The sequence below is a fragment of the Novosphingobium terrae genome, assembly GCF_017163935.1.
GTDB lineage: Bacteria > Pseudomonadota > Alphaproteobacteria > Sphingomonadales > Sphingomonadaceae > Novosphingobium > Novosphingobium terrae.
On the sequence record NZ_JABVZR010000001.1, the window covers coordinates 3,184,984 to 3,210,909 of the forward strand.

Genomic DNA, 25,926 nt, shown 5'->3' on the forward strand with positions numbered 1-25,926 from the left:
GATTATGACCACCGCGACCCACCGATTTTTCGCCCGCGTAAAGACGGGATTAACCGCTGACAAGGGGGGTTTTGCGTCGCCCTACGCAATAAATGTACGCAATCATCGATTCTTGCGAAATTCTGAAATTAAAAGATGGTGGTTGGGTAACAATCCTGTCGCGACGGCATGGCATAATGCGCTCTCCGCGACCTTCCCGCGCGGCGAAGCCTTCTTCATCGACTCGCTGAAGGTGTTTCGCGAGGGTGCGAGTCCCGAACTGGCGATAGAGATTCGCAATTTCATCGCGCAGGAGGCCCATCACAGCCGCGAGCATCTGCACTTCAACCGCCATATCGAAGCCTCGGGATTCGATCTTTCCGCCATCGATGCGCGGCTGGCCCTCTTCATCGCCAAGACGCGGGTGAAGTCGGATCTGGTCAATCTGATCGTCACCGCCGTGCTGGAGCATCTGACCACGATCATCGCACGCGAGGTGCTGGGCGAGACGCCTGTCTACCGCGACGCCGATGCACAGGTGCTGGCCCTGTGGCGCTGGCATGCCGTGGAGGAGATCGAGCACAAGGCCGTCGCCTATGACACCTTCCTGCACGCCACCCGCCGCTGGAGCGCCTGGCGCCGCTGGCGGGTGCGCTGCATCATCGCCATTCTGGTGACGCGCACCTTTGTGGCTCACCGCTGGCGCGATACGCTGGAGTTGCTGGCGCAGGATGGCATCACCGGCTGGCGCGCACGCGGGAGCCTACTGGCCTATCTGGTGCTCAAGCCGGGGGTGCTGAGGCGTATTCTGCCCGATTGGCTCAGTTTCCTGAAACCGGGCTATCATCCGGCAAAGCGCGACGATTCGCGTCTGCTCGCCGCCTATGAAGCAGGCGCCGCTTTGCAGGGCGAACATCCTGCGCTGGCCGGGGCGGAGACAGAGGCCCCGGCCAGCGTGGATTAAGCGGCGCGGGTCAGGCCGCCCGGCGGGTCGGGCCCCCGCCCAGATCGTCGTCACAATCGCTGGGCACGCCCAGATCGACCGCATAGGTCATGGAAGAGGTCAGCACGGGCAGGCCATGGCCCGCATCCGCCCTTACCCCGTCCACCGACAGCGGCGAGAAGCCGAGCTTGCGCAGCACACGCGCCGAGGCCGGATTGTCGAGATAATGGCGCGCCACGATATGGCGATGCCCCAGGGTGCGCGCCAGCGACAGCACGGCCCGGCCCGCCTCGGTGGCGTAACCCTGCCCGCGATGCGCGCGCGCGATCCAGTAACCCAGATGCAGCTGGCCATCGATCTTGATCATGCCGATCATGCCCAGCACATCCACGCCATGGTTGCCGCGCGGCAGGGTGATCATGAAATGCGGCAGACGCGGATCGAGGCCCGCGCCATTGCGCAGCTCCTCGGGCGAATAGGGCCAGCCCATGCGCAGGAAGTTGCGTTCAACCTCCGCGTCGCTCAGGCCAGCGTGCAGGTCCTGCCAATCCTCGGCCCAGATGGGGCGCAGGAACAGCCTTTCACTGCGAATGAACATGTGTCTCTCCAATCCTCGGCCCCTGCCGCGCCTAGCGCTGCAGGGTGACAGCATGGTGACGGTTCCGGCATCAAAAAAACCGGCTCGTTCCATGCACTTTGCCCGGGCTCCACAACCCCTGTCACTTGGCTTAACGCCGTAGGCGGGGTTTGGTTTCCGATGGTTGCGACGGAATGTTCTGGTACAAAGGCCAGACAATCGCGATCCATATCGGAACCAAAATGGACGATCCGAACGGTGGGAAGGGAGACACGAAAAAAGGGAGACGGGTTGGCCCCTCTCCCTTTGTTGGCCGCTGATTTCAGGCGTTTAACCTGAGACCTGCGGCGGGGGCCATCCGTGTGGATGGCCCTTTATCGACCATCCGATTTATTCGGCGGCGAGTGCCGGTACGTCGACCGACACATATTTGCGGCCGAGCTTGCCGGCGTGGAAGCGAACCTTGCCCTCGGCCAGCGAGAACAGGGTGTGATCCTTGCCGATGCCGACGTTCACGCCGGGGTACACGCGGGTGCCGCGCTGACGGATGATAATGTTACCACCCACCACGTCCTGGCCACCGAACTTCTTCACGCCGAGGCGCTTGGACTGCGAATCGCGACCGTTGCGCGAAGAGCCGCCAGCTTTCTTATGTGCCATCTGTCAAACTCCTCGAAGATCTTAGGCCGCAGCGACCGAGGTGATGCGCAGCAGGGTGAGCTGCTGGCGGTGGCCGTTCTTGCGACGGTAGTTGTGACGACGACGCTTCTTGAAAACCGTCACCTTCTCGCTCTTGGCCTGAGCGATGATCTCGGCCGAGACCACCACGCCCTTGGCGTCAGCGATCTGACCGTCATTGCCGGCCAGCAGAACGTCACCCAGCGTAATCGTCTCACCGGCTTCACCAGCCAGCTTTTCGACCGCGATCTTGTCTCCGGCGGCGACCCGATACTGCTTGCCGCCTGTGCGCACCACTGCGAACATGATTTCCATCCAATAAATCTAGTGCCTGTCGCCCCGCCGAAGGTCTGCCGAATTCCTGCCGAAACAAGACATCCATCAGGCCGCGGGCGACGCGCCGAGGCCCCATCGTTTCCGACAGGGGCTCGAATGAAGCGACGCCGTTAGTGGAAGAGGGGGTGCCTGTCAATCCGCTGGCGCCCGATGCTGTGTGAAAAGCATGGCGCCCGGCCCCGCGCAAAGCCCCGGGAAAGCGGGTAAACCGCGCATCTGCGCTGATCGATGCTCTGGCGCTGGCGGTGTGGCATGCTATGGCCTGCCCATGGTCAGCATGCAAGACTCCTCGGCCCGCCCCCCGCGCCGAATCGCCCCCTCCGGCCAGATCACGCGATTCGCTCGCGCAGGCCGAGCGCCTGGCGCCCCGGCGCGACTCGTTCTTGTCGCGGCGCTGCTCGCGCTGGCGGGATGCTCCTCCGGGCCCTATCCCTCGCTCAGCCGCTGGTCGACCGACCATGCGGGCAACCAGCCGCCGCCCAAGGACAAGCCCGCCCCGCCCACCACGCCTGTCGCCATGACCTGCGACGAGGCTGCGGCGGATCGCATCGACGCCGAGTTCAAGAAGACGCTGCCCGGCTCCGAAGTGGTGCTGCGCGGCGTGGGCGATGCGGCAACCGGCAGCCCGGCATGGTCGAAGGGCAATCTGGCGCTGGCCGATCTGCAGAACATCCGCGCGCGGCTCGGCAAGGTGCTGGCCCCGGCGGAGGAGGCCTATGTCGCCGATACGCAGAACCATGCGCAGATCGATGCCCGCGACGGTATCATGAACCGGCCCGATGGTGCGCGCCTGTCCTCCTGCTATGCCCATATCGATTCGCTGGCCAGCGCCGAGGACAGTGAGATCGAGCGGCTGCACACGATGCTGCCGGATTAATCCTTCGACGAATCGTTCCAGCGCGCCAGATCGGTGTGATCCTGAGCGCGCGGTTCGATCCAGCGCCATTGGCCGCCGCGCTTCTCGCGCTTCCAGAACCAGCTTTGGCTCTTGAGATGGTCCATGGCGTAATCGGCGGCCTCGAAGGCATCCCGGCGATGGCGGGCCGCGGCGGCGACCAGCACAATGGGGTCGCCCGGCAGCATCTCGCCCACACGATGCCAGATCAGCAGGCCATCGAGCGGCCAGCGGGCCAGCACATCTTCGCCCAGCCGCTCCATGCCGGGAAGGGTCAGCGGGGCGTAATGCTGGAGATCGAGCGCCTCGACATCATCGCCGCCCCTCACCTGCCCCAGAAAGCTGGTCACGCCACCAGCCTGATGGTGCGCGTTGGCAAAAATGGTGAGCGCCGCGCCGGGATCGAAGCCCTTGTCCAGCAGGCGGATATCTGCGGCCATCTCAGCCTCCGCTGACGGGCGGCAAGAACGCCAGCTCATCGCCGGGGGCCAGCACCAGACCCTCGGCCTGCACCAGCACGCCATTGAGCGCCAGTTTCACGCGCGGGCCCAGCAGGCCCTCGGGCAGGTCGCGCAGCAGGTCGGCCAGCGCGCCGGGCGCAACCTCTCTGGCACTCGCACCAACCACCTCGGCCAGACGGCCCAGAAACACCAGTCGCACGCTCATGCCCTAGCCGCCCGTCATCGACATATGGCGGGCCAGGGCAGGCTCTGCGCCGGGGCGGTCGATGGTGAAATGATGCTTTTCCGGCTTGATGGCCATGGCCTGATCCAAAGCATGATCCAGAGCGGCTTCGGGATCGGCGCTGCGCAAGGCCGCACGCAGATCGACCTGCTCACGCCCGCCGAGGCAGGCGAAGAGCTGCCCCGTCGCCGTCACGCGAACCCGGTTGCAGCCATCGCAGAAATTGCCGGTCAGCGGGGTGATCAGGCCCAGACGGCCGCCGGTCTCGGCCACATGCACGTAACGCGCCGGGCCGCCACTGCGATGCGTATCAGGCAGCAAGGTCCAGCGGCGCTCCAGATCGGCGCGCACCTGGGACAGGGGCAGGTAATGATCGAAGCGATCCCCATCCACCACACCCAGCGGCATCACCTCGATCAGCGTGATCTCGAAACCCTGACCATGCGCCCAGGCGATCAGATCGGGGAGTTCATCCTCTTTCTGGCCCTTTAACGCCACGGTGTTGATCTTCACCGCCAGCCCCGCTTCCCGCGCGGCGGCAATGCCCTCCAGCACGGCGGGCAAAGCATCGCGCCGGGCGATCCGGGCAAAACGCGCCCGATCCAGCGTATCGAGCGAGATGTTCACCCGCCTCACCCCCGCCCCGGCCAGCGCATCGGCATGCTGGGCCAGTTGGGTGGCGTTGGTGGTGAGCGTCAACTCATCCAAGCCATCACCGATATGCCGCCCCAGAGCGCGCACCAGATCGACCATATCCCGGCGCACCAGCGGCTCACCCCCGGTCAGGCGGATTTTGCGCAAGCCCCGCGCCATAAAACCCAGCGACAGGCGGTGGAGTTCATCGAGGCTCAACACCTCGGATTTGGGGAGGAAAGTCTGCCGCTCGGGCATGCAATAGGTGCAGCGCAGATCGCAGCGGTCGATCACGCTCAGCCGCAGATAGGTGATCGCGCGGTTGTAGCGATCGACCAGAGGAGAAGACGAAACCGCCATCGCGCTAGTCTAGCACTTCGCCCGCCCTGGCGCCATCCAGCGGCAGCACCTGCCCCGTCAGCCCCGGCGCCCCGGCGACAAAAGCCAAAGCCCGCTCGCGCGCTGCTGCATCGCCCCCCGCCAGAGCATTGATCCGCGCCGGAGCCAAAGCCCGCGCCAGAGCCCCCAGCGCCGCCGCACGCCACGCCCGATGCGTGTCATCCGCAGCAGGCAGCAGCAGCGTGACACCCAGAGCGCCCCGCGCCCGAGCCTCTATCTGCGGCACAACAGAGGTATGGAAATGCGCCGCCGCCGCCAAGGGCGCAGCGGGCAGGTCATCCACCCGGATCACCTGCATTGCGCCACTCACGCTTTAGCGCCGCTCACGCGTCAGGGTCATGCCGATCTGCTCGCTGCCCTCGGCAATCGCCAGCTTGACGATCTTCACCGTCACCTGCTCGATGCGGTCATCCTGAAGGAACAGCGTTTCGGCGATATGGTCACCCACCGCCTCGATCAGTGTGAAATGCACGCCCTGAGGCAGCGCCCCGCTCGCCGCGAACTTCAGATCCATATAATTCTTCGACGCCGAAAGCGGCGTATCGGGCAGATAGCGCTCCGCCGGCTTCAGCCGCACCTGAATGCTGATGCGCAAAGGCTGCGGCTTGCCCGTCTCCTCCGAGTAAATGCCCGTGAGGACATCAACTTCAAAATCGGCGACTTCAAGGATCAGGCTGTCGGCCACGGTCGGTGCATTCCATGTGTTGGGGAGAGAGGTTGCGCTTGGCAAATTGTGGGGGGTGAGTCCAGTGGTTGCAAGGGGTGCCAAGGTAGGAAGGAAGAAGATGCGAGGGGGTTACCCCCTCGCGCTCCCATGACGTCTTCCGACGCAAAGGCAGTGGCGCCGCGATGATGCGCCCAACCTCTCCACCTGCACCACCAAAGGCGCCGCAGGCCTGAAATCCGATAGCGCAGCCTTGGAAAAATTGCCTGCGGCGCAGCGACGTTGCTCTAAGGCCGAACCCGAAGCGCGACGTAGACATTAAAGGGAGCGCGAGGGCGATGGCCCTCGCATTCACCTTCTTAACCCCTTAATCCCGCCGCCACCGCGCAAAGATCGCCGTGGGCAACACCCGCCCGGCGTTATCCTCACGCACTGCCAGATCGCCATGCTCCACGAAGCCGGGGAGTTCAGCGAAAACCTCATCCAGCAGCCCGGCCAAAGCCAGCGACGACATGCGCACGGCATAGACCGTCAGGAACAGGAAACGGCTGTCGGCATCCAGCAGAGCGCGGGCATCCTTCACCAGACCGGGGAGATGCTCTTCAAGCCGCCAGACCTCGCCATCGGGGCCGCGACCGAATTTGGGCGGGTCCATGATGATGCCGTCATAGCGCTTGCCGCGACGGACCTCGCGCGCGGTGAACTTGGCGGCGTCATCGATGATCCAGCGAACGGGGCGCCCGTCCATGCCCGAAAGTGCCGCATTGGCACGCGCCTGCGCCACGGACTTCTTGCTGGCATCGACATGGGTGACCGAACCGAAACGGCTCAAAGCCAGCGAACCGACGCCGGTGTAGCCGAAGAGGTTCAGACAGGAGGCATCGGCCTTCCCATCCAGCATGCTGCCCATCCAGTCCCACACGGGGGCCATGTCGGGGAAGAAACCGAGATGGCGAAAGGGCGTGCATTGCGCGGTGAAGCGCACCTTTTCGTCACCGTTGGGCCAGCTCAGGGGCCAACCGTCGCTGGGCACGGATTTGGTGTAGGACCAGCGGCCGCCGCCATCCTCATCCGCGCCGGGCACGAATTCGCCATGGGCGTCCCAGTCTTCGGCGCGCGGCTGCCACAGGGCCTGCGGTTCGGGGCGGATGAAGCGCTGGGCACCATAGCGCTCCAGCTTGCGTCCGTTGCCCGAATCGACAAGGCCATAGTCGCCCCAGCCCTCGCCGAGGAGGAGCTGGGGTTGGAGGATCAGCTCAGCCATTATGCCTTGGGCGTGGCGTGCTGAGCCACATAGGCGGCCACGGCGTCATAGTCGCCGGGCAGGTCGGTGAGGCGCTCCTCGCGCTCGAACAGGTCACCCACGCGGGCGGGCAGACCGGGGCGGCGGCCCGTGGCGCGCTCCACGGCGTCGGGGAACTTGGCGGGGTGAGCGGTGGCCAGCGTCACCACCGGCACGTCCGCCGCAATGCCCGAGGTGCGGGCAGCATGCAGCGCGATGGCGGTGTGCGGATCGACCAGTTCGCCGGTCGCTTCCCAGCCCCAGCGGATGGCTTCGGCCATCTGGTCGGGGTCGACGCGGGCGCTGGTGAACAGGTCGGCGGCGCCTTCGCGCTGGGCGTTGGTGAGCTGCATTGCCTTGGTCGATTCGAAACCGGCCATCTGCTCGGACAGGGCGAGGCCATCGCGGCCACCCAGATCGAACAGCAGACGCTCGAAGTTGGAGGACACCTGAATGTCCATCGAGGGGGCGGCGGTCGGCGTCACTGTGCCAGCGGAATAGTCGCCGGTGGAGAGCGCGCGATGCAGAATGTCGTTCACATTGGTGGCGACGATCAGCTTTTCGATCGGCAGACCCATCTTGGCAGCGACGTAACCGGCGAAAACGTCACCGAAATTGCCGGTCGGCACGCTGAAGGCCACCTTGCGGTGCGGGGCGCCCAACTGAAGCGCGGCGGCGAAGTAATAGACCACCTGCGCCATCAGCCGCGCCCAGTTGATCGAGTTCACCGCGCCGATGTTGAACTGGCCGGTCACGTCCTTGTCGTTGAACATGCGCTTCACCATGGCCTGCGCATCGTCAAAGCTGCCGGTGATGGCGATGTTATGAACGTTGGGCGCCAGCACCGTGGTCATCTGGCGGCGCTGCACATCGGACACGCGGCCCTTGGGGTGCAGCATGAAGATGTCGACCTTGGCGCGGCCCGCCACGGCGTCGATCGCCGCGCTGCCGGTGTCGCCGCTGGTGGCGCCCACGATGGTGAGGTTCTGAGGCGTGCGGCCCAGGAATTCCTCGAAGAGCAGACCGAGAAGCTGCAGCGCCACATCCTTGAAGGCCAGCGTGGGGCCGTGGAACAGCTCCAGCAGCCACTGCTGCTCGTCAAACTGCTTGAGCGGCGTGACGGCCTTGTGTGCGAAGCGACCATAGGCGGCGGTAGTCAGTTCCAGCAGGCGTTCGGGGCTAAGGCAGTCGCCCACGAAGAGCTGCATAATGCGCTGAGCCAGCTGCGCATAGGGCAGGCCCGCCATCGCGGCGATCTCGGCCTTGCTGAATTCCGGCCATACGCGCGGCACATAAAGCCCGCCGTCGCTCGCCAGACCCGCCAGCGTGGCGCCCATGAAATCCAGCGCCGGAGCGCGACCGCGAGTGGAAATATAGTCCATAGCTTTACAGATTCCTGCCCTCTTGCGGGTGGGCGGTTAGCCGTGGTGGGCTCTGGAAGCAAGGAAGAAGGGGTTTGGAGGGGTAGAAGAGAAATAATGCGAGGGTGGAGTCTTTGGTTGGTCGCATGTCTCAAGAGACATGCTCCGGGCCCTCGCGCACGCTCACCCGCGCGACCTTGCGCAAGGTTGCAGCGCCGCAGGCATAAACTTTATCGACACAAATGGTGAGGCTGAGCGCTTGGGTTGGGTGCCACTGCCCTTTCGCCGGGAGACGTAAAGGGGGTGCAGGGGGCGATGGCCCCCTGCTTATTCCTTCTTCCCCCTCTTCCAAACCGCAATCCCGTAAATCACGAGCGCTGTCGCAGCGAAAAGGAACCACTGCATGGCGTAGGAGAAGTGATTGTTTGGCAGATCGCGCGGATCGGGCGTGGCGTTGGCCTCCAGCCGCCCGAGCGGTGGATCGGCGACGATACGCAGATCCTCGCCGTTTTCGCCGCCCAGCGCATGGCCAGTAACGATCGCGGGCGCCAAAGCGCGCGGCGCCAGATCGCGCGACCAGCCTGCCACCACCGTCACGCTGCCGCTCGGCGCCGAGCAGGTGGCCCAATGCGCCCAGCCTGACTGGCCCTGCGCATTGCGACCACCAACAAGATGCTCGCCATCGAAGCGGGTGCAGGTGAGGCTTACACGGCGGTAGTCGCCTTTCGCGCCGAGGGGCACGCCGTCGTGCCAGTCCAGCACGGGTTGATTCATCGCCGCCTGATAGCGGGCGATCAGACCTTCCTTCCAGCTCAGGCGGTGGAGTTGCCAGATGCCAAGGCCGATCATCAGCGCCACCGCCGCCAGCACCACCAGCGTGGCCACGATAGGGATGCGCTTCATGGCTCGATCCTGTGTTCGGCGGCTTTCCGGCGAAATTCGGCGCAGAGCAGCGCCGCCTTGCCCGCGCGCAGGCCCCAAAGGATCAGCGCCAGCGTGGCAGGGCCGAGCGTCACCACATAGACCCACCATGGCGGGTCGACAGTCAGCGCCATCCAGCCCGCGATCACGCAGGCCAGCGTGCCGATCAGCAAAGTGAGGAAGGCGGCGGGGCCATCGCCGACGTTGAAGCCGGCGAAATCCAGTTCGCAACTCGAACAGCGCGGAGCGAAGCTGGCCAGGCCGTCAAACAACGTGCGCTTGCCGCAGCGCGGGCACAGGCCCAGCGCCGCGGCTGACAGGAGAGAGGGTTCCATCAATCGACAGGGAAGCCCCAGTTGCCCCACACATAGATGCAAACGAAGAGGAACAGCCACACCACGTCCACGAAATGCCAGTACCACGCCGCCGCCTCGAAGCCGAAGTGCTGGCGGGGGGTAAAGTCACCATTGTAGGCGCGTTTCAGGCAGACCGCGAGGAAGATGGTGCCCACGATCACATGGAAGCCGTGGAAGCCCGTCGCCATGTAGAAGGCCGAGCCATAGGTGTTCTTGCCGAAGGCGAAGGGCGCGTGGAGATACTCATAGGCCTGCAGGCTGGTGAACAGCATGCCCAGCGCGATGGTGATCCACAGGCCCTTTTTCAGCCCGTCGCGGTCGCCATGGATCAGGCAGTGGTGCGCCCAGGTGACCGTGGTGCCCGAACACAGCAGGATCAGCGTGTTGAGCAGCGGCAGATCGAAGGGGTCCATCACCGCTTCCATCGATTTCAGCGGCCAATGCCCGCCGACAACCTTGGAAATCTCGGACGGGAACAGCGAGAAATCGAAGAAGGCCCAGAACCAGCCGACGAAGAACATCACCTCAGAGGCGATGAACAGGATCATGCCATAGCGCTGGTGAAGCTGCACGACCGGCGTGTGATCGCCCGCCTTGGCCTCATTCACGATCTTGGAAAACCAGGCGAACATCGAGGCCAGCAGGAGCGCCATGCCGGCCCAGGGCACGAATTTTCCGCCGGGCATCTCGTGCATGAACAGCACCATGCCGCTGGTGAAGGTGAAGGCACCGATTGTCGCAGCCAGCGGCACGATATCGGGCGGCAGGATATGATAGTCGTGCGTCTTGCCACTGGCCATGATGCATCCCACTCCTTGGGGCGGCGAGGCGTCTTTGGCCCCTTCCCGCTTGATTTATGTGAACTCTATCGCGCGTTTGTGTTGTGTTCAACGGCAATCGTGGCCGCCGGTTTCATGCTTTGGTGTCAGGCCGGCGGCGCAACGTGGAAGGTGTAGCTCAGCGTGATCTGGCGCACATCTTTCACATCCTTGTCGCCAAGGATCTTGGGATCGACGAAGAACACCACCGGCATGCGCACCTTTTCATGCGGACGCAGCGTCTGGCGGGTGAAGCAGAAACACTGCACCTTGTTGAAATAGCTGGCCGTTTCATCCGGAGAGATGTTGTAGCTGGCCGCCCCGGTGATGGTTTTGTCGGTGAGGTTCTCAGCCTCGAAAAAGGCCATGCTCCGCTCGCCGATGGTGACGGTCTGCGTGGTCTTTTCCGGGCTGAAGCGCCATTTCATGTTCGGATCGACATTGGCGTCGAAACGGATCGACATCATCTGCCCGGCCATCGCCTTCATGCCGCTGGCTTCCAGCTCACTGGCGCGGCGCGGTGTGCCGCCATAGCCGGTGGCCTGACAGAACATGCGGTAGAGCGGCACGGCGGCATAGCCCAGCATCAGCATGCCCGCCGCAAAAGCCAGCGCTGCCAGCCCCGTTTTCAACTTGCCATTCGCGGCGGAAGCGGGGGCAGTGCTCATCCGATCAGAGCTTCATCTTGACCATGGTGATGGCGAAAAACAGCACCACACAGGCCAGCAGGGTCAGCCCCAGCGCCTTGTTGCGCCCGGCGATGATGCGGCGGCGCTCGGCAGCGGGATCGAAAGGCTCAGGCTTATCCGTCAATGCAGAACTCCCGGCATCACCAGCCAGCGGTCGGCCACCAAGGCGCCGAACAGCGCGAAAAGATAGAAGACCGAAAAGGCGAACATCTGCTTTTCGGGGACCATGCGGTCCTCCTCGCCCTGCCGCTCACGCAGCCAGACGCGAATCGCGAAGATCAGGAAGGCGCCCGAAAGCAGCGCAGCAGCGATGCCATACAGCGCGCCCGTATCGCCCACCCACCAGGGCAGCAGAGTGATCGGCAGCAGCAGGATCGAGTAGACCAGCATCTGCCGCCGGGTCGAGCGCTCACCCGCCACCACCGGCATCATGGGGATGCCGACCTTGGCGTAATCGGTCTTCACGAAGAGGGCCAGCGCCCAGAAATGCGGCGGCGTCCACATGAAGATGATGGTGAAGAGCAGCACCGGCATCAGGCTGACATGGCCCGTCGCTGCGACCCAGCCGATCAACGGCGGAAAGGCACCCGCGCCACCGCCGATCACGATGTTCTGAGGCGTGCGCGGTTTCAGCCACACGGTGTAAACCACGGAATAATAAAAGATCGAGCCGAGCAGAATGGCGGCGCACAGCCAGCTCACCCCCAGCCCCATCACCATCACCGAGGCGGCGGACAGCATCACGCCGAAGTCCCGCGCGCTCTCCCGCTCCATCCGGCCCGAAGGCAAGGGGCGGTTGCGGGTGCGCTTCATCCCCGCATCGATGTCGGCTTCCCACCACTGGTTCAGAGCAGCGGCGCCCCCGGCGCCCACCGCAATGCACAGAATGGCGACAAAGCCGACGACCGGATTGATTCGCACCGGCGCCGCCAGCAATCCGCACAGGCCGGTGAAGATCACCAGAGTCATGACGCGCGGCTTGGTCAGCGCGAAAAAATCGCGCCAGCTGGCAGGCAAAGGCACAGCGTGAGATTGGGGGGTGCTCATGCCGAGCCCCATTCCTCCAAGCGCGCCAGCTTGTAAAGCACCAGTAGAGGGGGAGCCTAGGGCAAATTGACCCATGGGGGCACGCCTTCCCGTCAAAAATTGGCTCTGCGGCAGGAGCCCCACGCCCGAAGCGCGGGGCTCGCCTCACCATCAATGGTGATGATCGTCCTCGATCCGGGGCAGAGTTTCGAACTGGTGGAAGGGCGGCGGGCTGGAGAGGGTCCACTCCAGCGTCGTGGCGCCCTCACCCCAGTAGTTCCCGGCAGCCTTCTTCCCCGCGATGAAGGCATAGGCGATGTTGATCAGGAAGATCACGATCGACACGCTCATCACCATATAGCCCACGGTGGAGAGGTGATTCCACTTCTCAAAGGCCGGGGCATAGTCAGGGTAGCGGCGCGGCATGCCCTGCATCCCCAGAAAATGCATGGGGAAGAACACCATGTTCACGCCCGCAAAGAAGATCCAGAAGTGCAGATGCGCCAGGAACTCCGAATGCCAGCGCCCGCTCATCTTGGGGAACCAGTAGTAGAAACCGGCGAAGAGCGAGGTCACCGCGCCCAGCGACAGCACATAGTGGAAGTGGCCCACCACGTAATAGGTGTCCTGCAGATTGTCGTCGATGCCGCCATTGGCCAGCACCACGCCGGTGACGCCGCCCACGGTGAAGAGGAAGATGAAGCCCATCGCCCAGACCATGGGCGACTTGAAGCTGATCGACCCGCCCCACATGGTGGCGATCCACGAGAAGATCTTGATGCCGGTGGGCACCGCGATCACCATGGTGGCCGTGGTGAAGTACATCTTCACGTCTTCGGAGAGACCGGTGGTGTACATATGATGCGCCCAGACCACGAAGCCCACCACGCCGATCGCCACCATGGCATAGGCCATGCCCAGATAGCCGAAGACCGGCTTCTTGGAGAAGGTGGAGATGATCTGGCTGATCATGCCGAAGCCGGGCAGGATCATGATGTAGACCTCGGGGTGGCCGAAGAACCAGAACAGGTGCTGGAACAGGATCGGGTCACCGCCGCCGGCGGGGTCGAAGAAGGTGGTGTGGAAGTTGCGGTCGGTGATCAGCATGGTGATGGCGGCGGCCAGCACCGGCAGCGCCAGCAGCAGCAGGAAAGCGGTAACCAGCACCGACCATACGAACAGCGGCATCTTGTGCAGCGTCATGCCCGGCGCGCGCATATTGAAGATGGTGGTGATGAAGTTGATCGCCCCCATGATCGAGCCCGCGCCCGCCAGATGCAGCGAGAAGATCGCGAAATCGACCGCCGGGCCCTGCGAGCCGGTGGTGGAGAGCGGCGCATAGGCCGTCCAGCCGATGCCCGCGCCATTGCCCGTGCCGCCCGGCACGAAAGGCGAGATCATCAGCGAGCAGAAGCCCGCCACCGTCAGCCAGAAGCTGATGTTGTTCATGCGCGGAAAGGCCATGTCCGGCGCACCGATCATCAGCGGCACGAACCAGTTGCCAAAGCCGCCGATCATCGCGGGCATCACCATAAAGAACACCATGATCAGGCCATGCGCCGTGATCAGCACGTTCCAGAGATGCAACGTCTGGTCGAAGCTGGGGTTGCTCTCCCCAAAGATATGCGTCGCGAACCAGCCGAGATACTGGATGCCCGGATGCGCCAGCTCTGCGCGCATCATGCCGGAAATGGCGCCGCCGATGATCCCCGCGCAAACCGCGAAGATCAGATAGAGCGTGCCGATGTCCTTGTGGTTGGTCGACATGAACCAGCGGGCGAAAAAGCCCGGCTTGTGGTCATGATGCGCGTGATCCTCATGCTCGTGCGCGAGAAAATCATCGTGAGGGATCGTGGCCATACTGATCGATCCTTGAATAAAATCAGGCAGCAGAGCCCGAGGAAGAGGCGGCGTCGGCGGCCGAATCGGCAGCCGGAGCACTGGCGGCAGCGGGCGTCACGTCAGCGGCGGCAGGGGCCGCTTCAGGCGCGCCATCCACCTTGGCGCCCGCATGGGTCATCACCCAGGCGTTGTAATGCGGGCGGTCCAGCGCTTCCACCACGATGGGCATATAACCATGGCGCGCGCCGCACAGTTCGGAACACTGGCCGTAATAGACGCCCGGCTCCTTCACGAAGAGCACCTTTTCGTTGATGCGCCCCGGCACCGCGTCCAGCTTGAACCACAGCGAGGGCACCGCGAAAGAGTGGATCACATCCGCGCCGATGGTCTGCAGATGGATCGGCTCGCCGGCGGGCACGACCATGCGGTTGTCGGCGGCCAGCTGAGGCGGCTCGCCACGCTTCCTGGCTTCCTCGTCGGGCAGCATGTTGCTGATGACCTCGAAGCCGCCATTGTCGGGATAGGAATAGGACCAGTACCACTGGTTGCCCGTGGCCTTGATCGTCAGCGCATTGGCGGGCGGCGCCTTGTACTGACGGGCCAGCAGCTTCATCGAGGGCACGAAGACCACCAGCAGGATCAGGATCGGCAGGCCGGTCCACACCACTTCAAGCATGGTGTTGTGGCTGGTTTTGGAGGGCACCGGGTTCGCACGGCGGTCGTAGCGCACCACCACCCAGGCCAGCAGGCCCAGCACGAAGAGGCTGACGGCGATCACGATCGGCAGCAGAAAGGTGTCATGCATCCACAGCGCGTAATCGCCATTGGGCGAATATTGCTGCTGGAAGGTGATGCCGCCATCGACCGGCATGCCCTTGCCCGGCGTGGGCTTCATCGGCGTGTAGCCCCCGGGCGCAACGGCGAGTCGCCCCGCGCCTTCAGCATGGGCGATTGCGGCAAACGATAAGAGCGTCAGGCCAGATACAGCCCGGCGCATTCCACGCCGTGTGGCGCGGAAGAAGTCTCCCAATGTCATGGCCTCTGGTCTTCCGTTTTTCCGAGTGAGACGAAAAAAACGCCCCCTCTCCACATTCTTACACTGGCCTGGGGCTTTTGCCCCTTGGCCACAGGTCTACACACGCTTGCCCCCGACCTCAAGCACCTCTAGGGGCATTTTTTGATGGGACGTATGTTCCCGGAGTCTGAAAAGGCTCGAAAAGCCCCGCCCACGGGGCTCCTGTTTTGAGAAAAAGGCTTGATCGCGATGACCGAAGACGAAGTGCTGGCAGAATTCAGGGCATGCAACGCCCTGCTGGAAGGGCATTTTCTCCTCTCATCCGGGCGCCACAGCGCCCATTATCTGCAATGCGCCCGCGTGTTGATGGACCCGATGCGCGCCAGCCGTCTGGCCATGGCCATCGCGCAGAAGATCCCGCGCGAACTGCGCAAGGATATCAATTGCGTGGTCAGCCCGGCGATGGGCGGCGTGATCATCGGCCATGAGATGGGCCGTGCGCTGGGCGTCGAGGCGATGTTCGTCGAGCGTCCGACTGGTACTTTCGAACTACGCCGCGGCTTTGCGCTCAATCCGGGCGACAAGGTGCTGATCGTGGAAGATGTGGTCACCACCGGCCTCTCCAGCCGCGAGGCCATCGTGGCCATTGAGGAAGCGGGCGGTCAGGTGATCGCGGGTGCCGCTCTGGTGGACCGCAGCGCGGGTCAGGCGGATCTGGGCGTGCCCTTCTTCCCGCTGATCGAGCTGAATTTCCCCACCTGGGCGCCCGACGAGATTCCGCCCGAGCTGGCGACGATCCCCGCCATCAAGCCGGGCAGCCGCGCCAAGCCGTAATCCCTGCATCCCCCGCCTGAAGGGACATGCCATGAACCAGCCCGCCCATCCCCTTGCTCCTCACCGCCTGCGTCTGGGGGTGAACATCGATCATGTCGCCACCATCCGCAACGCGCGCGGCGGCGAGCATCCCGATCCCGTCCGCGCGGCGCAGATCGTGGCGGCGGTGGGCGGCGATGGCATCACGGCCCATCTGCGTGAGGACCGGCGCCATATCCGCGACGAGGATCTCTCGCGCATTCAGGCGGCCACCAACCTGCCGCTGAACCTCGAAATGGCCGCCACCGACGAGATGCTGGCCATCGCCCTGCGCCACAAGCCGCATGCCGCCTGCATCGTGCCCGAACGCCGCGAGGAACGCACCACCGAGGGCGGTCTGGATGCGGCGGGCCAGCACAACCGTCTGGCGCCCATCGTGGGGCGTCTGCTCGATGCTGGCATCCGCGTCAGCCTGTTCATCGCGCCCGAAGCGCGGCAGATCGAGGCCGCGATGCGTCTGGGCGCCCCGGTGGTGGAACTGCACACCGGCGAATATGCCCATGCCGAGGGTGAGGCCGTCGCGGTGGAGCTGCGCCGCCTGGCCGATATGGCCGCTCTCGCCGCGCGCAACGGCATCGAGCCGCATGCCGGGCACGGCCTGACGTATGACAATGTCCAGCCCATTGCCGCCATCCCGCAGATCGCCGAACTCAACATCGGCCATTATCTGATCGGCGAGGCCATCTTCACCGGGCTCGACCCGGCGGTGCGCCGCATGCGCGAGCTGATGGACGAGGCACGCGGCTAAGGCCGCTTTGGGGGATAGGAAAATGATCGTGGCCATCGGATCGGACCTGTGCAGCATCGAGCGGATCGAGGCCGCGCTGTCGCGCCATGGCGACCGCTTCGAAGCGCGCGTCTTCACCGAGACCGAGCGCGCCCATGCCAACACGCGCCCCTTCACCCGCGCGGGCACGCTGGCCAAGCGCTTCGCCGCCAAGGAGGCCTGCGCCAAGGCATTGGGCACCGGCTTTGCCGAGGGCGTGTTCATGAAGGACATCGGCGTGGTCAATGCCCCCAGCGGCGCCCCCACCCTGCGTCTGGTCGGCGGCGCGGCGGAGCGCCTGGCGGCGATCACGCCCGAAGGCCATGAGCCCTTCATCCATCTGACGCTGACCGACGATGCCCCCTTCGCCCAGGCCTTTGTGGTGATCGAGGCCCGCCCGGTCACATCCGTTTCTACCGCAGCCTCTCACGCCGTTACGGCATGACGGCCTCACCCGAAGAACCATCCGAACACCTTATGTCCACAACCCCAGCCAGTTCCTCCATCGACGCGCCCACCATCACGGAAACGCGACCCGATGCCCCGCAGCAGCCCGAACAGGCGCGCGAAAAATTCAACTGGCTGGCCGAGATTCGCGGGCTCGCCACCATGCTGCTGGCCGTGCTGGCCTTTCACAGCTTCGTGGCCAAGCCTTTCTACATCCCCTCGGGCTCGATGCTGCCGGGGCTGTGGGTGGGTGACCATCTGGTGGTCAACAAATTCGCCTATGGCTGGAACTGGTCCTCGCCCAGCTTCCATGTGCTGCCGCGCGGGCCGTGGCGCATCCTTGGCCGCACGCCCGAATATGGCGATGTGGTGATCGTGGTGCCGCGTGGCCGCACCGAGGATTACATCAAGCGCGTCGTCGCCCTGCCGGGCGACCGCATCGCCATCGTCAATGGCCAGATCGTGCTGAACGGCAAGCCGGTGCCTCAGGCCGTGCAGCCCCCGGTGGAGCTGCCGATCGACGCCATGCGCTCCTCGGAAGACCCCTTCCCCTGCGATGGCTGGGGTCTGGTGCGCAAACCCTCGGGCCAGCAGGTCTGCGAGATCCCTGCCCTGCGTGAGACCATGCCCAATGGCGCCAGCTACACCGTGCTGGATTACACCGACAAGGCCACCGACCATGTCGCGGAAATCAAGGTGCCCGAAGGCCATGTCTTCCTGATGGGCGACAACCGCGACAACTCGGCTGACAGCCGCGTGCCGCTGGAAGAAAACGGCCTTGGCGGCCCGGTACCGCTCTCCGACGTGGGCGGGCGCGCCGAATTCATCACCCATTCCTTCGACGGCACGCAATCGTGGAATCCGCTCAGCTGGATCCGGGGCCTGCGCAAGGGCCGCGCCTGGCACAGCCTGCGCCCTCCGATCGAACCCGCCGCAAGCCCGGCGGTGAACAAAGTGGCCACACGTTGATTCCCATAGTGTGACAGACTTCCCCCGCGCCTGCCCCCAAGGAACCGACGCCCCGTGACTGACCAAGCCCTCAGCGCCGACACTCCGATGGAGGAAGAGGCCCTCGCCGAAGAGGCCAAGACCCGCGATCACGCCCGCAAGCCGGGACCGACCGACATCGCCGACCCGCAGGTCCGCGCCGAGGCCCGCCGCGCCTTCATCTGGCTGGGCATCGCCGCACTGATGGCGCTCAGCGTGGTGCTGGCGCAGCCGCTGATCGTGGTCTTCGGCGGCATCGTCTTTGGCGCCATGATCGATGGCGGCGCGCGCCTGCTGGGCAAGGTGCTGCCGATCCCGCGCATCTGGCGCGTGGTGCTGGTGCTGCTGTTTGCCGTGGCCTTCCTGCTCTCCACCGTGGCCTATGCGGGCAGCCAGATCGCGGCGCAGGCCGCGGCTCTGCCCGCCACGCTGACGGCGCAGACCTTCAAGATCCTGCACTGGGCCGACATGCATGGCCTCTCGATCACCAACCGCATGCGCCAGACCCTGACCGAGCGCGCGCTGGGCGGCATCAACGAGCTGCCCGGGCTTTTGGGGGGCTTTATCGGCGGGGCGACCACGCTCTTCCTGATTCTGGTGCTGGGGATCTATTTCGCGGTCGATCCCGCGCCCTATCAGCGGGGCCTCGCCTGGATGCTGCCGCGTGAGAGCCGCCCGGCCTTCAACGCCATGTTCCAGGCAATGGGCCATACGCTGCGCCGCCTGCTGTTCGGGCGGATCATCGGCATGACGGTGGAAGGCGTGACCATCGGCCTTGCCCTGCAACTGGGCGGCGTGCCCATGGCCACCCTGCTCGGCCTGCTGTCGGGCATGCTGGCCTTCCTGCCCAACATCGGCGCGCCGATTTCGGGTCTGCTGATGGTGCTGGTGGGCTTTTCAGGCGGGCCCTCCATGGGTCTCTACTGCATCGCGGTCTATGTCGTGGTGCAGGGCATCGATGGCAACATCATCGTACCGATGGTCGCCAAGAAGACCGCCGATCTGGCCCCCGCTCTGGTGCTGGGCATGCAGCTGGTGATGGGCGCGCTCTTCGGCATCATCGGGCTGGCACTGGCCGATCCCATGCTGGCCATGATCAAGGTGCTGCTCGAAAAGCTGGCGGCGCGGCGCGAAGCCGGGCAGGATGAGGCGGCAACCGCAGGCGCCTGACCCGGCGCGGTCAGGTCCACCTTGATTCGAAAGTCCATCTATGTCGCGATCTTTGCAGGCCTGCTGGTGATCGCAGGGCTTTTCGGCATGCGCTATTGGGCGCAGGGGCTCTCGCAACTGGCCTTTGTGCCGCCCATGAGCTTCTCGCCCCCCGCCCCGGCCCGCGCGGACGACTATCACAACCCCGCCCGCTGGATTTCCCACGGCGACGGCACGCCCGACGATCCCGCACATTGGCTGCCCTCCGGCGTCGCCACCCCGCCCAACCGTCTGCCGGTGCTCGTCTTCTTCATCCACCCCACCAGCGAGTTCGACAAGCTGCGCTGGAACGCCGCGCTGGACGACACGCTGGCCAACGCCCGCGCCGACCTGTTCACACGCGGCCTCGCCAGCCCCTTCAACAGCGCCGCGCAAATCTGGGTGCCGCGCTATCGGCAGGCCACCTTCGGCGCCTTCCTCACCGACAAGCCCGAGGGCCAGCGCGCGCTCAACGCCGCCTATGGCGATGTGCTGGCCGCCTTCGATTCCTTCCTGATGCAGAGCAACCCGAAGCTGCCCATCGTGCTGGTCGGCCACAGTCAGGGCGCCTTCCACCTGATGCGCCTGATGAAGGAGCGCGTCGCGGGCCGCCCGCTGGCCCGGCGCATCGTGGCGGCCTATGTCGCCGGATGGCCTGTCAGCCTTGAGCATGACCTGCCGCAAATGGGCCTGCCCGCCTGCACCACGCCCGGGCAACCGGGCTGCATCCTGAGCTGGCAGAGCTTCGCCGAGCCCGCCGACACCAGCATGGTTCGCGCCGCCTATGCCCGCTTCCCCGGGCTGGACGGACAGGATCGCACCGGCACGCCCTTCCTCTGCACCAACCCGCTGACCGGGCGCCAAGCGACAGACGCCGCCCCCGCCAGCGCCAACCTCGGCACGCTGGTGCCCGATGCAACGTTGACGGGCGCCCGCCTGATCCCCGGCCTCGTTCCCGCCCGCTGCGGGCCTGACGGCTTCCTGATGATCGGCCCCGCGCCGCAAATGGGGCCCTTCGTGGCGCCCGGCAACAATTACCACGTCTATGACATCCCGCTGTTCTGGGCCAATCTGCGCGCCGATTTCATCGCCCGCACCGCCCAGTGGCACGCCCTCCACCCCAACCCGGAGCCTCGCCCATGAGCGCCCAGATTACCACCGGCGCCCTCGACATGCGCGACTGGCTGCCCGACGGCGGCGGCCTGATCGGCCTTGACCTCGGCACCCAGACCATCGGCACCGCCTTCTGCGATCCCGACTGGCGCATCGCCTCCCCCGGCAAGACCATCGCGCGCGGCAAATTCTCGGTCGACAAGGCGCTGATCACCGCGCTGATCATCGAGCGCGGCATCAAAGGCATCGTCATCGGCCTGCCACTGAACATGGACGGCTCCGAAGGCCCCCGCGCGCAATCGGCCCGCGCCTATGCGCGCAATCTGGCGGCGCTGGAGCTGCCCATCCTCCTATGGGACGAGCGCTGGTCCACCACCAGCGCCGAGCGCGGCCTGATCGAGCAGGACTTCAGCCGCGCCAAGCGCAAGGAGCGCATCGATTCGGCAGCAGCGGCGGTGATTTTGCAGGCGGCGTGTGATGCGCTGGCTGGCGGGATGCGGTGGTAATTTCGGGCTTAAGGTCGAGAAAGTGAAGATGCGAGGGGGTTACCCCCTCGCGCTCCCATTCCGTCTCCCGACATTTAGGTTGGTGGTATCCTGATCGCTGTGCAACCTTTCCACGGACACGAAAAAGGCGCCGCAGGCAGGAATGCCCCGGCGCCTTTTCTCGTTTCAAAGCCTGCGGCGCAGCGACGTTAGCCCTATCGCCGAACCCTTGGCGCCACGTAGACATTCATGGGAGCGCGAGGGTGTAACACCCTCGCATGTCTCCTTTAACGTCTTAAAACCAGCCACAGCCCGACACCGCCCTCAGGCACCGCCCCCGGCGAAACGAGCTGCCTCAACGCATCAGCGCGAGCCCGATCCAGCACCGCGAGCGGAACGCCCGGCTCATGGCAAACCACATCGGCACTGCCCAGCAGCCGCGCCTCACGCAGCGTCAGATCGTCCGGGTCATCCGAGCGCAGGCGGATTTCCACCACACCCGCCGCAACGCCCGAAGCCGGATCACCCAGCCAGCCCGCCACCGCCGAAGCATCCGCGCTCAACGGATCAAGCGGTCCGCCTGCCGAGAGTGCGGCATCCAGCGCCCTCCGCCGCTCGCCGACATCGGGGAACAGGGCGCGCAATCCGGCACGCGCCTCACCCAAAGCCCGCGCCAGAGCGCCCAGCCCCGGCGGCAGGATCTGCTCCAGACGCAGGCGCAGCGCCTTGGCCAGCCCCGCCGAGGCGCCGCCCGTGCCCACCGCCACCAGCACGGGGCTCCGGTCAAGGATCGAGGGCACGGTGAAATCGCAGAGGTCGGGCTGGTCCACCACATTGACCAAAACCCCGGCCTCTCGGAGCGTTTGGGCATCCTGCTCAGCCATTGTGCGGTCTGTGTGGGCGACGAAGGCAAGGCGCGCGCGCTGGTTCAGACCCTCGGCAATGGTGTCATGCACTACGCCGCCCGCGCGTTCGACAAGGCGGCGTTTGGGTTCGGCAGCATCGCCCTCGCCCAGCACGATGATGGGTTGGCCTGCGATGCGGTGGAAAAGGGGGAGGTTTTCGATCATCGGGATCGGAGTTTAAGGGAGGAAAGAAGACAATGCGAGGGCCATCGCCCTCGCGCTCCCTTTAATGTCTACGTAGCGCCAAGAGTTCGGCCAATGAGCAACGCCGCCGCGCCGCATGCAAGATTTCGATGCCTGCGGCGCCATAGGTGGCGCAGGTGGAGAGCCGAGGCGTACCAATTCGGCTCCCCTGCCCTCTCGTCGGAAGACGTTATGGGAGCGCGAGGGGGTAACCCCCTCGCATCTTCCTTTTAACTTACTTCAACCACTCCGGAACATCTTCAGCGGCCAGAATCGTTGCCGGATCGATGCGCTTGGCGACGATCGCCCACTTGTCTCCCTCGACCATCACCTCGGGCACCAGCGCGCGGCTGTTGTAGGTGTTAGCCATGGTGGCACCATAAGCGCCTGCCGTGCGGAACACAGCGAGGTCACCGGCCTGCACGGTGTCAATCTGGCGGCCCATGGCAAAGGTGTCCGAGGATTCGCAGATCGGCCCCACGATGTTGGCGGTAAAGGTGCCGCCATTGGGCTTCACGGCCAGAAAATCGTGCCATGCGCCATAGAGCGCCGGGCGGGCGAGGTCGTTCATGGCAGCGTCCACCACCACGAAGGGTGCGGCGACGCCTTCCTTCACGCGAACCACCCGGGTGATCAGCACGCCGGAATTGCCCGCGATGATGCGGCCCGGCTCGAACATCAGGGTCACGCCCCAATCGGCGGTGACGCGGGCGACCATGGCGCCGTACTGCTGCGGGCTGGGGAAGCTGTCGCCGGGCTTGTAGGGCACGCCAACGCCGCCGCCCAGATCCATATGGGTGATGGTGTCGCCCTGGGCACGGATGGCGCGCATCAGCTCGCCCATCTTGGTGAAGGCGTCTTCCAGCGGTTCGAGGCGCGAAAGCTGGCTGCCGATATGGACGGCAAGGCCGCGCATCTTCAGGCCCGGCAGGGCGGAGAGGCGGCCATAGATCGCGGCGGCGCGATCGTAAGCCACGCCAAACTTGTTCTCGGCCTTGCCGGTGGAGATCTTGGCGTGGGTTCCGGCGTCCACATCCGGGTTCACGCGCAGCGCGGCGCTGGCGGTGAGGCCCAGCGCGGCGGCGATCTGCGCCAGTTCCACGCCCTCTTCCTCGGATTCGAGGTTGAACTGGCCGATGCCGGCCTTGAGCGCGCGGGTCAGCTCGTCCGCCGTCTTGCCGACGCCGGAGAAGACCACATGGTCAGGCGCGATGCCCGCCTTCAGGGCGCGGTCCATCTCGCCGGCGGAGACCACGTCCGCGCCATAGCCCTCGCTGGCCAGCAGGCGCAGCACGGCGAGGTTGGGGTTGGCCTTCACGGCAAAGGCGATATGCACCGAGGGCAGCACCGAAAGCGCCTCGGCAAAAACGCGGGCGTGGCGGCGCAGCGTGGCGCTGGAATAGACGTAGCAGGGTGTGCCCACGGCCTCGGCCACATCGGAAAGGGCGACATCCTCGGCATGGAGAATGCCGGTCTGGTAGGAGAAATGGTCCATCGGTCAGGATTTCCTGAAAATTGGGAATATGGTTCAGCCGTGGCGCGCCGGACGGGCCCTTACTTCTTGCTCGCCTCTTCCTCGGGCGGCAGGTCGAAGGGATCGTCAGGGCGCGGCTGGCTGCGTGTGTACAGCTCGACGGCGCGGTTGGGGCGGTTTTGCGAGGTGTAGCCGAGCAGCTCATTCGCATTGGGCTTGTCGGCGCGGCCATAGGGCGCGACCGGCAGGTGATGCCCCTCGCGAGGTTTAAGCTCTGCCATCTGACCGCAGCCCGACAGGGCGGCAAGGCTTGCCACCAGCAGGATCGGGCGAAGGGCGGTCAGACGCATGGGCATTCCTTTCGCTTTTCGCGTAACTTACAGGCCGAGCGCCGCGCGGGCCTGTGCCACGCGCTTCTCTACCTCAACCGGCGCGGTTCCGCCATGGCTGGCGCGCGAGGCCACCGAAGCCTCGACAGACAGCGCCGGGAAGACGCCTTCATCGATACGCGCGTCGATGGCTTGCAGTTCCTCAAGGCTCAGCTGGTCGAGGGCGACGCCCTTCGTTTCGGCCAGCTTCACGGCGGCGCCGGTGATGTGATGGGCCTCGCGGAAGGGGATGTTGGCCTGACGCACCAGCCAGTCGGCCAGATCGGTGGCGGTGGCGTAGCCGAGTTCAGCGGCCTTGCGCATGCGGTCGGTGCGGAACTTGGTGCTTTCCACCATGCCGGTCATGGCGGCGAGGCACAGGGTGAGCAGGCCGGCGGCCTCGAAGACCGGCGGTTTGTCGTCCTGCATGTCCTTGGAATAGGCCAGCGGCAGGCCCTTCATGGTGATCATCAGGCTGGTGAGGCTGCCGATGATGCGCCCGCTGTGCCCGCGCACCAGCTCGGCGGCATCGGGGTTCTTCTTCTGCGGCATGATGCTGCTGCCGGTGGACAGCGAATCGGGCAGCGTGACGAAGCCAAAGGGCTGGCTGGCCCAGATGATGAACTCCTCGGCCAGACGCGAGAGGTGCAGCGCGGCCTGAGCCGCCGCCATCAGATAATCCAGCGCGAAATCGCGGTCAGACACCGAATCGAGGCTGTTGTCGGTGGGGCTGTCGAAGCCCAGCGCCGAAGCCGTGGCGAAACGGTCGATGGGGAAGCCTGTGCCCGCCAGCGCCGCGCTGCCCAAAGGCGAGCGGTTCATGCGCGCGCGCGCATCGGCAAAGCGCGACACGTCGCGGCTGGCCATCTCGTAATAGGCCATCAGATGGTGGCCCAGCGTGACGGGCTGCGCGGTCTGCAGATGGGTGAAGCCGGGCATGATCGAATGGGCATGCTCGCCGGCACGCGCCACCAGCGCCTTTTGCAGGGCGTTGAGGCCCACCAGAGCGCTGTCACAGGCATCGCGCACCCACAGGCGGAAATCCGTCGCCACCTGATCGTTGCGGCTGCGCGCGGTGTGCAGGCGCCCGGCCACCGGGCCGACCAGCTCGGCCAGGCGGCTTTCGGTGGTCATGTGGATGTCCTCGAGGTCCCAGTTTTCCGGGACGCCATTGGCCGCATATTCCTCGGCAACCTTGTCCAGACCCGCCGAAATCGTGGCGGCATCCTCAGCCGCAACAATGCCCTGCGCGCCCAGCATCGCGACATGCGCCTTGCTGGCGGCAATATCCTGCTTCCACAGGGCCTTGTCGAAAGGGATCGAGGCGTTAATCTCACGCATGATTGCAGCGGGCCCTTCGGCGAAGCGCCCGCCCCACATCTGGTTGGAGCCTGCCTTGCTGTCTTGCCCTTCACTCACGCGCGTCGTCCTCGGATCTATGCTGGCCTTGCCGGTGCTTGGGCCGTTACTTGGCGGCTGCGATAGGCAAAGCGACGCTGCGACGCAACAGGCGGAGTCGGTCTCTTCGGCCAATTCGGCAGAAGCGGCGCCCACTGCGGGCTTTGACCGCAGCCATCGCGGCAGCCCCATCCCCGATCTCACGGTCAGCGGGCTGGACGGCAAGCCGGTGGCGCTGGCCTCGCTCAAGGGCAAGCCGCTGCTGGTGAACCTCTGGGCGACATGGTGCGCGCCCTGCGTGGCCGAGCTGCCCACGCTGGACAAGCTTGCCGGGGCGCAGGCCGCCACCCTGCGCGTGGTGGAAATCTCTCAGGACAGCGGCGAGGACGGTTCCGCCGCCAAGAAGGTGAAAGCCTTCTGGGAAAGCAAGAACCTTGCCCATCTCTCGACGCTGATCGATCCCAAGGGGGAGGCTTCGGCGAAATATGCCGTCACCACCCTGCCCACCACCATCTATTACGATGCGCAGGGCCGCGAAGTGTGGCGCCTTGTCGGTGGTCATGACTGGGCCAGCAAGCAGACCGGGGAATTGCTGGCCGAAACAGCCGGCTGACGACGGCGCGACCATCTCCAGCACCCTG

32 protein-coding genes are annotated in these 25,926 nt (G+C 65.2%); 10 read left to right on the forward strand and 22 right to left on the reverse strand.

Going from position 1 to position 25,926, the window contains the following annotated elements:
• Window positions 1-4: 4 nt before the first annotated feature.
• Window positions 5-943, forward strand: a complete 939-nt coding sequence (locus HGK27_RS14235) for a metal-dependent hydrolase (protein WP_274617168.1) — start codon at window positions 5-7, stop codon at window positions 941-943.
• A gap of 10 nt (window positions 944-953) precedes the next feature.
• Here the strand turns inward: HGK27_RS14235 and HGK27_RS14240 are convergent, their stop codons facing one another.
• From HGK27_RS14240 to rplU, 3 genes are all read right to left on the reverse strand, one after another.
• Window positions 954-1,520: a GNAT family N-acetyltransferase gene (locus HGK27_RS14240; RefSeq protein ID WP_206241373.1), complete on the reverse strand. Its 567-nt coding sequence runs from the start codon at window positions 1,518-1,520 to the stop codon at window positions 954-956.
• A 369-nt stretch (window positions 1,521-1,889) separates the two neighbouring features.
• Window positions 1,890-2,159, reverse strand: a complete 270-nt coding sequence (gene rpmA / locus HGK27_RS14245) for a 50S ribosomal protein L27 (RefSeq protein ID WP_206241374.1) — start codon at window positions 2,157-2,159, stop codon at window positions 1,890-1,892.
• Between the two features lie 21 nt (window positions 2,160-2,180).
• Complete coding sequence (rplU, locus tag HGK27_RS14250; protein WP_068092539.1) at window positions 2,181-2,483, reverse strand: 50S ribosomal protein L21; 303 nt, start codon at window positions 2,481-2,483, stop codon at window positions 2,181-2,183.
• A gap of 298 nt (window positions 2,484-2,781) precedes the next feature.
• Here rplU and HGK27_RS14255 point away from each other — a divergent pair, with 298 nt between their 5' ends.
• Window positions 2,782-3,390, forward strand: coding sequence for a hypothetical protein (locus HGK27_RS14255; protein ID WP_206241375.1), 609 nt, complete (start codon window positions 2,782-2,784; stop codon window positions 3,388-3,390).
• Here the strand turns inward: HGK27_RS14255 and HGK27_RS14260 are convergent.
• The 15 genes from HGK27_RS14260 to coxB form a co-directional block, all read right to left on the reverse strand.
• Entirely contained in the window at window positions 3,387-3,848 is a 462-nt protein-coding gene (locus HGK27_RS14260; RefSeq protein ID WP_206241376.1) for a molybdenum cofactor biosynthesis protein MoaE, read from the reverse strand. The two genes, HGK27_RS14255 and HGK27_RS14260, sit on opposite strands and share 4 nt — an antisense overlap.
• Window position 3,849: 1 nt before the next feature.
• Entirely contained in the window at window positions 3,850-4,074 is a 225-nt protein-coding gene (locus HGK27_RS14265; protein WP_206241377.1) for a MoaD/ThiS family protein, read from the reverse strand.
• 3 nt (window positions 4,075-4,077) lie between these two features.
• Window positions 4,078-5,085: a GTP 3',8-cyclase MoaA gene (gene moaA, locus HGK27_RS14270; RefSeq protein ID WP_206241378.1), complete on the reverse strand. Its 1,008-nt coding sequence runs from the start codon at window positions 5,083-5,085 to the stop codon at window positions 4,078-4,080.
• 4 nt (window positions 5,086-5,089) lie between these two features.
• Window positions 5,090-5,434, reverse strand: a complete 345-nt coding sequence (locus tag HGK27_RS14275; RefSeq protein WP_241127174.1) for a Rossmann fold domain-containing protein — start codon at window positions 5,432-5,434, stop codon at window positions 5,090-5,092.
• A gap of 3 nt (window positions 5,435-5,437) precedes the next feature.
• Entirely contained in the window at window positions 5,438-5,809 is a 372-nt protein-coding gene (locus tag HGK27_RS14280; protein ID WP_068092474.1) for a dihydroneopterin aldolase, read from the reverse strand.
• A gap of 346 nt (window positions 5,810-6,155) precedes the next feature.
• Window positions 6,156-7,052 carry a class I SAM-dependent methyltransferase gene (locus HGK27_RS14285; RefSeq protein ID WP_206241380.1) on the reverse strand — a complete coding sequence of 299 codons (897 nt, stop codon included), beginning with the start codon at window positions 7,050-7,052 and terminating at the stop codon, window positions 6,156-6,158.
• On the reverse strand, window positions 7,052-8,452 hold the full coding sequence (gene thrC / locus HGK27_RS14290) for a threonine synthase (protein WP_206241381.1): 1,401 nt from the start codon (window positions 8,450-8,452) through the stop codon (window positions 7,052-7,054). The genes HGK27_RS14285 and thrC overlap by 1 nt, the downstream gene beginning before the upstream one ends.
• A gap of 306 nt (window positions 8,453-8,758) precedes the next feature.
• A complete protein-coding gene (locus HGK27_RS14295) occupies window positions 8,759-9,334 on the reverse strand; it encodes an SURF1 family protein (protein ID WP_206241383.1) in 576 nt (191 codons plus the stop codon).
• Window positions 9,331-9,687, reverse strand: a complete 357-nt coding sequence (locus tag HGK27_RS14300) for a DUF983 domain-containing protein (protein WP_206241385.1) — start codon at window positions 9,685-9,687, stop codon at window positions 9,331-9,333. The genes HGK27_RS14295 and HGK27_RS14300 overlap by 4 nt, the downstream gene beginning before the upstream one ends.
• On the reverse strand, window positions 9,687-10,508 hold the full coding sequence (locus HGK27_RS14305) for a cytochrome c oxidase subunit 3 (RefSeq protein WP_206241387.1): 822 nt from the start codon (window positions 10,506-10,508) through the stop codon (window positions 9,687-9,689). The genes HGK27_RS14300 and HGK27_RS14305 overlap by 1 nt, the downstream gene beginning before the upstream one ends.
• 125 nt (window positions 10,509-10,633) lie before the next feature.
• Entirely contained in the window at window positions 10,634-11,194 is a 561-nt protein-coding gene (locus HGK27_RS14310) for a cytochrome c oxidase assembly protein (protein ID WP_206241389.1), read from the reverse strand.
• Between the two features lie 4 nt (window positions 11,195-11,198).
• On the reverse strand, window positions 11,199-11,339 hold the full coding sequence (locus HGK27_RS14315) for a hypothetical protein (protein ID WP_206241390.1): 141 nt from the start codon (window positions 11,337-11,339) through the stop codon (window positions 11,199-11,201).
• The gene (locus HGK27_RS14320) at window positions 11,336-12,262 is read right to left on the reverse strand and encodes a heme o synthase (RefSeq protein WP_206241392.1); all 927 of its coding nucleotides are present in this window, start codon (window positions 12,260-12,262) and stop codon (window positions 11,336-11,338) included. Before HGK27_RS14320 ends, HGK27_RS14315 begins: the two co-directional genes overlap by 4 nt.
• Window positions 12,263-12,412: 150 nt before the next feature.
• Window positions 12,413-14,101, reverse strand: a complete 1,689-nt coding sequence (ctaD, locus tag HGK27_RS14325) for a cytochrome c oxidase subunit I (protein ID WP_206241393.1) — start codon at window positions 14,099-14,101, stop codon at window positions 12,413-12,415.
• A 22-nt stretch (window positions 14,102-14,123) separates the two neighbouring features.
• Window positions 14,124-15,080, reverse strand: a complete 957-nt coding sequence (coxB, locus tag HGK27_RS14330; RefSeq protein ID WP_407674639.1) for a cytochrome c oxidase subunit II — start codon at window positions 15,078-15,080, stop codon at window positions 14,124-14,126.
• 267 nt (window positions 15,081-15,347) lie between these two features.
• Between coxB and pyrE the strand changes: the two genes are divergently transcribed.
• The 7 genes from pyrE to ruvX are packed head-to-tail and all read left to right on the forward strand — an operon-like array spanning window position 15,348 to window position 20,978.
• Window positions 15,348-15,932, forward strand: coding sequence for an orotate phosphoribosyltransferase (gene pyrE / locus HGK27_RS14335; protein WP_206241397.1), 585 nt, complete (start codon window positions 15,348-15,350; stop codon window positions 15,930-15,932).
• A gap of 31 nt (window positions 15,933-15,963) precedes the next feature.
• Window positions 15,964-16,719: a pyridoxine 5'-phosphate synthase gene (locus HGK27_RS14340; protein WP_068092509.1), complete on the forward strand. Its 756-nt coding sequence runs from the start codon at window positions 15,964-15,966 to the stop codon at window positions 16,717-16,719.
• A 22-nt stretch (window positions 16,720-16,741) separates the two neighbouring features.
• The gene (gene acpS, locus HGK27_RS14345; protein WP_206241398.1) at window positions 16,742-17,182 is read left to right on the forward strand and encodes a holo-ACP synthase; all 441 of its coding nucleotides are present in this window, start codon (window positions 16,742-16,744) and stop codon (window positions 17,180-17,182) included.
• 32 nt (window positions 17,183-17,214) lie between these two features.
• The gene (gene lepB, locus HGK27_RS14350) at window positions 17,215-18,153 is read left to right on the forward strand and encodes a signal peptidase I (protein WP_206241400.1); all 939 of its coding nucleotides are present in this window, start codon (window positions 17,215-17,217) and stop codon (window positions 18,151-18,153) included.
• A gap of 54 nt (window positions 18,154-18,207) precedes the next feature.
• Window positions 18,208-19,341, forward strand: a complete 1,134-nt coding sequence (locus tag HGK27_RS14355; protein WP_241127175.1) for an AI-2E family transporter — start codon at window positions 18,208-18,210, stop codon at window positions 19,339-19,341.
• Window positions 19,342-19,362: 21 nt separating this feature from the next.
• Entirely contained in the window at window positions 19,363-20,502 is a 1,140-nt protein-coding gene (locus HGK27_RS14360) for a DUF3089 domain-containing protein (protein WP_241127177.1), read from the forward strand.
• Complete coding sequence (gene ruvX / locus HGK27_RS14365; RefSeq protein WP_206241401.1) at window positions 20,499-20,978, forward strand: Holliday junction resolvase RuvX; 480 nt, start codon at window positions 20,499-20,501, stop codon at window positions 20,976-20,978. The genes HGK27_RS14360 and ruvX overlap by 4 nt, the downstream gene beginning before the upstream one ends.
• A gap of 266 nt (window positions 20,979-21,244) precedes the next feature.
• Here the strand turns inward: ruvX and HGK27_RS14370 are convergent, their stop codons facing one another.
• From HGK27_RS14370 to argH, 4 genes are all read right to left on the reverse strand, one after another.
• On the reverse strand, window positions 21,245-22,027 hold the full coding sequence (locus tag HGK27_RS14370; protein WP_206241404.1) for a precorrin-2 dehydrogenase/sirohydrochlorin ferrochelatase family protein: 783 nt from the start codon (window positions 22,025-22,027) through the stop codon (window positions 21,245-21,247).
• Between the two features lie 253 nt (window positions 22,028-22,280).
• Complete coding sequence (lysA, locus tag HGK27_RS14375) at window positions 22,281-23,540, reverse strand: diaminopimelate decarboxylase (protein ID WP_206241406.1); 1,260 nt, start codon at window positions 23,538-23,540, stop codon at window positions 22,281-22,283.
• A 59-nt stretch (window positions 23,541-23,599) separates the two neighbouring features.
• Window positions 23,600-23,869 (reverse strand): hypothetical protein, encoded by a 270-nt coding sequence (locus HGK27_RS14380; protein WP_206241408.1) that lies wholly within the window; start codon window positions 23,867-23,869, stop codon window positions 23,600-23,602.
• Between the two features lie 27 nt (window positions 23,870-23,896).
• Window positions 23,897-25,267: an argininosuccinate lyase gene (argH, locus tag HGK27_RS14385; protein WP_206241410.1), complete on the reverse strand. Its 1,371-nt coding sequence runs from the start codon at window positions 25,265-25,267 to the stop codon at window positions 23,897-23,899.
• Window positions 25,268-25,325: 58 nt separating this feature from the next.
• Between argH and HGK27_RS14390 the strand changes: the two genes are divergently transcribed.
• The gene (locus HGK27_RS14390) at window positions 25,326-25,898 is read left to right on the forward strand and encodes a TlpA family protein disulfide reductase (RefSeq protein WP_241127179.1); all 573 of its coding nucleotides are present in this window, start codon (window positions 25,326-25,328) and stop codon (window positions 25,896-25,898) included.
• The last annotated feature ends 28 nt before the right edge of the window (window positions 25,899-25,926 follow it).